Origin of the sequence: Pseudokineococcus basanitobsidens (assembly GCF_037482545.1) — a bacterium.
Lineage (GTDB): Bacteria > Actinomycetota > Actinomycetes > Actinomycetales > Quadrisphaeraceae > Pseudokineococcus > Pseudokineococcus basanitobsidens.
This window is the reverse complement of record NZ_JBBIAA010000082.1, coordinates 1-704: the sequence shown is the minus strand read 5'-3', so window position 1 is coordinate 704 and position 704 is coordinate 1. Positions and strand designations below refer to the sequence as shown.

Below are 704 nucleotides of genomic sequence, written 5' to 3'. Positions count from 1 at the left end.
ACGAGTCCACGCGCGTGGAGCTCGAGGCGCCGTCCTCCGGCGTTGCGATCGAGCAGTTGCGGTCGAGGATCCCGGCAGATGAAGTCATCCTCTTCGTGCGCCAGATCGGCTAGAACACGCGCACCAGGCCGCAATTCGGGCACCGCCAGACCGGGGGAGTCGGCGGGTTCCACGACGGTTGCAGCTGCACCAGGCAGCGCTCACAGGTAGGGGAGAAGCCTGGCCATTCGTCGTCATCCATGACGCCAGGCAACCAGGATGCCGGCGGCGCCGCAGAAACCGTCCACAGGGACGTTCAGCGCCTTCCAGGAGAGGCCGGCGTGACCGCCGAGGCCCATACCCATGCCTTCATCTCCGTCTCGCCCACGCGGAACCTGATCGCGCAGGCATCCGCTGTCCACCGGCAGACCTCTGCGTCGACGAGCGTCGGCGTCGCGCCGAAGCGCACCCACGCCTTCGCAGGCTTCGGCCGCGAGTCGATAGTCACCGGTTCTACGTCTAAGCGCAGCTCGGCGCTCGAGAGCGACTGCAGGGGGCCGGCCTCCGCGGCGATCCGCTCGAGGATGCGCGTATCCATCCTGCGATCGACCGCCGACGCGTATCGCTTCGATGTACCCACTGCCGAGCCTCCTTGCGGACCGCCAGGTTATCGATTCTAGAACAGATGTTCTATTTCGTGTGCTCGTCTGCCTCGTCGTCCGAGG

Annotated in this window: 1 protein-coding gene; it reads right to left on the bottom strand. The window is 66.3% G+C overall.

The window, feature by feature from the left end:
* Positions 1-295: 295 nt before the first annotated feature.
* Positions 296-577, bottom strand: a complete 282-nt coding sequence (locus tag WDZ17_RS17380) for a hypothetical protein (protein WP_339576434.1) — start codon at positions 575-577, stop codon at positions 296-298.
* Between the last annotated feature and the right edge of the window lie 127 nt (positions 578-704).

Excerpts from the sequence above, each read along its gene's own strand:
- WDZ17_RS17380 (WP_339576434.1), bottom strand. The coding sequence starts at position 577 with ATGGATACGCGCATCCTCGAGCGGATCGCCGCGGAGGCCGGCCCCCTG.